This is a genomic window from Pseudoalteromonas luteoviolacea DSM 6061 (assembly GCF_001625655.1).
Classification (GTDB): domain Bacteria; phylum Pseudomonadota; class Gammaproteobacteria; order Enterobacterales; family Alteromonadaceae; genus Pseudoalteromonas; species Pseudoalteromonas luteoviolacea.
Genome location: NZ_AUYB01000033.1, coordinates 1 through 5,951, shown reverse-complemented (window position 1 = coordinate 5,951; position 5,951 = coordinate 1). Strand labels below are relative to the sequence as shown.

The 5,951-nt window shown below is 40.1% G+C and carries 2 protein-coding genes; both read left to right on the top strand.

The features are described 5' to 3' along the window. On the top strand, nucleotides 1-4,747 hold a 4,747-nt coding region (locus tag N475_RS02075; protein WP_155732523.1), incomplete at its 5' end, for an RHS repeat-associated core domain-containing protein. Beyond that, on the top strand, nucleotides 4,744-5,607 hold the full coding sequence (locus N475_RS02070) for a hypothetical protein (protein WP_063364597.1): 864 nt from the start codon (nucleotides 4,744-4,746) through the stop codon (nucleotides 5,605-5,607). The genes N475_RS02075 and N475_RS02070, both read left to right, overlap by 4 nt. The last annotated feature ends 344 nt before the right edge of the window (nucleotides 5,608-5,951 follow it).

The following is a 5,951-nucleotide window of genomic DNA, read 5'->3' as shown; positions in this document are numbered from 1 at the left end:
AGCGTACACCGGCCATGAACCGGTGGCATTAGGGGGCGAGAAACGCATCATTCATATGAATGGTCGGATCTTCGATGCAGATACGGGCCGATTTATGCAGGCCGACCCATTTGTGCAAGCACCGACGAATTTGCAAAACTATAACGCATATAGTTATGTGTTGAATAATCCGTTGAGTTATACAGATCCGAGTGGGTATTTGTTTAAGAAAGTGCATGACTTTTCGAAAAAGATCCGTCGTCAAGTGATTCGAGGGGCCTCCAAAGTGTTTGGTGCTCAGGTAGTGAGTATAGTGGGGAATATACTGACCGTATTCTGTGGACCTGCTCAAGCAGCATGTGCTGCAGCATGGAATTATGAATTTACCAGAGCCATGGGGGGGAGTGTATCTCAGGCTCTCAAAGCTGGTCTGACAGCTGCTGTCACAGCTGGGGCTGGTCAGAGTATTGGTTTTCAAAGTTATTCGGCGCAGTTTGTGTTTGATGGTGTTGTTGGCGGCATAATGGCAGATGTTAATGGTGGCAATTTTGGTCATGCATTCTGGGCCGCAGGATTAAATACGCTACTTGGCGGTGGAGGAAATTACACTCAGAACCCAATTACAAATGTTGTTATTTCAGCCGCGGTTGGTGGTACTATTTCAGAGGTAACAGGTGGTAAGTTTAGAAATGGCGCTTATAGTGCGGCGTTTACGAGTGCTATGAGGCAGGATTGGAGTTCACTTGGACCTAAAAGCAGCAGTGGCAGAACTGGCTCTGTTTGTTCTGCTAATCCGATTAATATTTCCACAGGTGAAAAGTATTTCACCATGCGAGACTATCAAGCAGCAGGAAATAGCCGACTTAAGTTCGAGCGATATTACTTTAGTTACTCTAAGACTAAATCTAGCTTAGGTATGGGTTGGAGCCACAATTTTGACAGGAAGCTTGAGTTCATCAAAGGCAATAAACAGCTTATTAGATACTTGGGTTTAAATAAGAAAGAGCTAACCTTTAGTCGCAAAAATAACAAACATGACTCTTATGAAAATACAGCAAATAGTTCAGAGCATTTACAGCAAATCGATAGCGGTTGGGCATTAAAGCTAATTGACGGGACAACAGAGATCTTTAATGAACAAGGGCGTTTGATGGAAGTTCATGAGATAGGCTTGTATCAACAGTTTTTGAAGTACAACAATAAAGGCATGTTGACTTCAGTAACAGACAGTATGGGTGTAGAGATCCACCTAGAATATAATCTTGCAGGGTTACTAACTAAGTTAGAAACGCCTGAAGGTACGTTTGAATATGAGTACAACTTAGCTAATCGAACGTTAGTAAAAGCGTTACGACCTGCCAGCCAAGATGGCGAACGTGGCTACAAAAAGTATCATTACGGAAATTATGATTACAGATCTGCTATCACTCATATAAGTAATGAACAAGGAAATATTCTTCATAGAGTGAGATATGATGATAATGGAAGAGCTGTTTCCAGTGCGTTAGGCAGTGACATCGAGAAAGTAAACATCAGGTTTTTGCCTAACAACCAGAGTATTGTTACAAATTCGCTAGGGTTTAAAACGACCTATACATTCAATGATAGTAATCAGCCATTAAATGTAGCTGGAGATGGTGGTACCAGTTGTCTGTCTACCAATCAGAAATATGAATATGATAGCCGTGGAAATGTCATAAAAAGTACAGACTGGAACGGCGTAGTAACCACATATTCGTACAATGACAGAGATCTGGAGATAAGCAGGACGGAAGCGTTAGGGACAGATATTGAACGCGCGACTTTAACGGAATGGCATGACGTATACCCGATAAAGAAACTTATCCAAACAGAGAAAGCTAAGCAAGTGTTTGAATATTCGGATTCAGGTTTACTGTTGAGTCATACAACATTCGATTTGACTGCAGAGCAAAGCTGGTTGCAAAATCTGATGGAAGTATTTCCGAGTCGTACGACTCACTATGATTACAACTCAAGAGGTTTAGTTGTTGAAGTAGATGGGCCGCGTACGGATGTTGCTGACGTTACGACGTACGAATATGATGAATTGGGTAACCAGATTTCAGTAACGAATGCTCTGGGACATAAAACTGAAGTGACTAAACACAATCCATCCGGGCGTCCTTTAGTAATTACTCACGCGAATGGTTCTATGACTGAGCTTACTTATAACGAGAGTGGCTGGGTCAGTAGCAAAACTAAAGTTACATCTGTTGATGCCAAAGTTGTAAAAGCTACCACGTTCTATGAGTATGCCAATAGTGGTGACAATCTAGGACAAGGCCTGATTAAGCGTATCGTATATCCTAACGGCGGTGTAACAGCATATACCTATGATGAAGCTTATCGAGTCAAAACCATGAGCAATCACCTAGGTGAAAAGGTTGAATATGTCAGAGATCTTGAAGGCAACCCAATTAGGACGAATGTGTTTAGTCACAGTGGTGAGCTAGTAAAGCAACAGCGACAACAATTTAATGAACTGAGCCAATTAATTGCATCAGTTGGAATGAACTCCCAAGTTTCCTATCAGTACAATGGAAATGGGCAAGTAACAGCAACAACAAATGGTTTAGGTAACACGACACAGCACGCGTTTGATGCTTTAAATAGGTTAGTCCAAACAATAGATGCAGATGGTGGAATTGTTTATCAAACCTATGATACAGAAGATCAGCTCACCCATTTCACGGATCAACGAGGCTTAACAACTGAATACCAATATAATGGATTTGGTGAGAAAGTTAGACAAGTGAGCCCAGATACGGGCACTACTGTCTATAAACATAACGCTGCGGGCTTAGTTATCGAAACGCTTGATAATTTAGGGCAAAAGGTTGGCTATGAATATGATGCCATTGGGCGCATTACCCATGTTAGCTACCCTGATGCTGCCAATGAGGATGTGTTTTATCGATATGATGAGCCTTCGAGAGGCAGTAATTTAACTTCAAAAGAAAGAGTTAAATATAGCGCAATAGGGCAATTAACAAATGTCGTTGACAATAGCGGTAGCAGTCAATATCAATACAATGCGCTTGGTCAATTAGTGGAACACACCTATCAAGTACAAGGTAAGCGCTTTACTCAGTATTTTAATTATGCAGATGATGGGCTGTTGGAATCGCGAGTTTACCCGAGTGGTATGGTCATTCGTTATAACTATGATAACGCTGGTCGTGTGAACACTATTTCTAGTAACTCATTTGAAGACCGCAAAACTTCTTTTGTTGCAGATGTAGAGTATCAAGCATTTGAAGCGCCTGAAGTCATCACATTTGGCAATGGTGTTAGTCAAAAAAACACTTACGATTTGGATGGTCAGTTTGAATCTATCCAGCTTGTTAATGGCTTAAACAGTCTGCTGAATAGATATTATGTTTACAATGCTGCAGATCAAATTACCGATATTATTAGTCTTAAAAATGATGGGGCATCTCAACATTTTGAGTACGACAACTTAGGCCGACTCACGTCTGCAAAAGGCGAATACGGTCAATTGACCTATGGCTATGACCAAGTGGGCAACAGACTTAATCGCAAATGGGTGTCAAAAGATAGGCAAGTACTTGAAGATGAAACCTATCAGTATGCAATGAACAGTAACCAGTTGCAGTGGGTTGCACCGAGCGTTAAACCTGTACGCGTATTCAATTATAATGAAAATGGTCAGACAATACTGGATACTTTGAAGGGTAAGTCTTTGGTTTATAATGCAGCCAATCGACTAAGTAAAATAGCCTTTAAGGATGGCTCACACGTTGAGTATATCTATAACGCTAAAGGACAAAGAGTGGCTAAAGTTCTGGTTGCAGTTAACGGTCAGAAAACCACGACACACTATCATTTTGACCAAGATAATTTACTCATAGCAGAATCAAATGCAGATGGGAAACCTCTTGTTGAATATGTGTATCTAAACAAGCAACGAGTTGCCAGCATCAGATCTATAGGTGGCTCTTATGTGATTGAGTACATGCACAATGACCATTTAGGGTCTCCTATGGCTCAAACCAATGGACTTGGTGAATTAACTTGGCAAAGCCATACGTTACCATTTGGGCAAAGCTACAAACCCGTGAAAAGTGAGCAAGGCTTCGGGTTCCCAGGTCAATATCATGATGGTGAGTCAAGCTACAGTTACAATTACTTCCGTGATTATGATCCAAGTATTGGCCGGTATATTCAATCAGATCCGATAGGTATAGCCGGAGGGGTTAACACCTATGGGTATGTTGGTGGGAATCCTATAAAACATATTGATATTTTGGGCCTTTGGTATGATACAGATGACTCTATTAAGCCACGATGGCTAACAGGAATTAAAGTTCACTCAAGAGTCTCGTCCTGGGCCAGAGCTGAAGGATACCAAGCTGATACTGGTCTGGGGGGGCTATTTGGATTAGGTAAACGCGGAGGCTTCCTAAGACCAGACATAATTGCTGAAAATCCTTATGGAGGTGGTCGGCTGTGGGAAATCAAGCCAATGTCATATCAGTCCGGTAATAAGTACTCTTTGGCGACATCTCAATTATCTACATACATTGAAAATGCGAAGTGGGATGGACATATGTGGAGCAGAGGTGGTGCGAACGAATTGCTTGGTGAAGGGAATGATTTTGCATTTGCTGGCACAATCAAAACTCTCAATGGAGAGTATAGAGCAGTTATGCTTCATCGAGATAAAAACGGTGATAAAACAGGACTACTTTTTTATACTTTAGAAGAGTTGGAGCATTGTAAATGATAAGTATTCGAGATGAATATAAAATTATAGGTGGCTCGCTTGCAACCATGGGAGAGCAGTATCATACAAGAAGTATGATGTTAACTGATGTTGGTTTGAGTAGTGCAAATCTTCTAATTAAACTGACTAATAGCTCTACCTATTTTCATGGGCAAGATGAGCAAGAGTTAAAAGGAATTGAAGAGGAAATAAGTAAAGAAAAAATATCAAAGGGAGGGTATCGTTCAGAAAGCCTGAGTAAGTTAAAGGTAGAAGCGTCTGAAGCTTATGAAAGAACAGGGAAAATATGGGATAGCTACGTTTGCAATTACCATAGAAATATTGAATTTGCTCGTTGTAATAAATCAGATGGCTTTAAGGAGTTCTTATCAACAGTCAACAGCGAAATTGCTCAAAGTAAAATCAATGACTTTGAGATGAAACCTCCTATTATAGAGTTTCTCCTGGAGAGTGTGCACATAAAAAAGGTCGATGTTACTGAGTTTATAACTAAAGAGGTTTCTTATCATGGCTTTTGTCTTAATAGGAATATCAGTAATAGAAAAATTAAAATATGGACTAAATCTATAGGCAGTAAATATTCGGTTGGTTTAGGGTTAGATTCAGAAGTTTTAAGAGATTGCTCTAAAGGCAGTTTAGAGTTCTTTTACCTTATTGGGCTAACTGATATGTTTGGTTCTTCAAAATTTAACCCTCGTAATTTTTACGTGACACTTCCTGAAGATTGGTTTCCCATTGCTCGATTTCCATTTCCGAATGTGTATAAAAATTTTGAAACAAAAGAGGAGTTGATTGTAGGGTTGGGAGCTTCATTATTCATGTTTCACAAATACTTTGAATTGGTCGAAAGTAAGTTATGAATTAGTTAAAATTAAAGAAATATAGATGATAGATATGGAAATTCCATTTATTTCGAGTTGAGTAAATATATCAGGCAGTTATTACTCGCTGATTATATTTTAGTACCTACTAGCTGCACTTCGATGGTTAGCCTCGTTTAATAAAGCGTGACAATAATATATAAAATACACTTAGTCCCAAGCCCCACTCTTGCTGGGGCTTTTCTATTTCTGGTCACGTTTCACCGATTTTTTGGTCACGCCTATTTGACCTGTGTGGTCGCATCTATCGACTTTCTGGTCCAAGTGGAGTGCTATATACAGGTGTATATAACGGTGTATGGGACCAGAAATGCCAAAGTTGT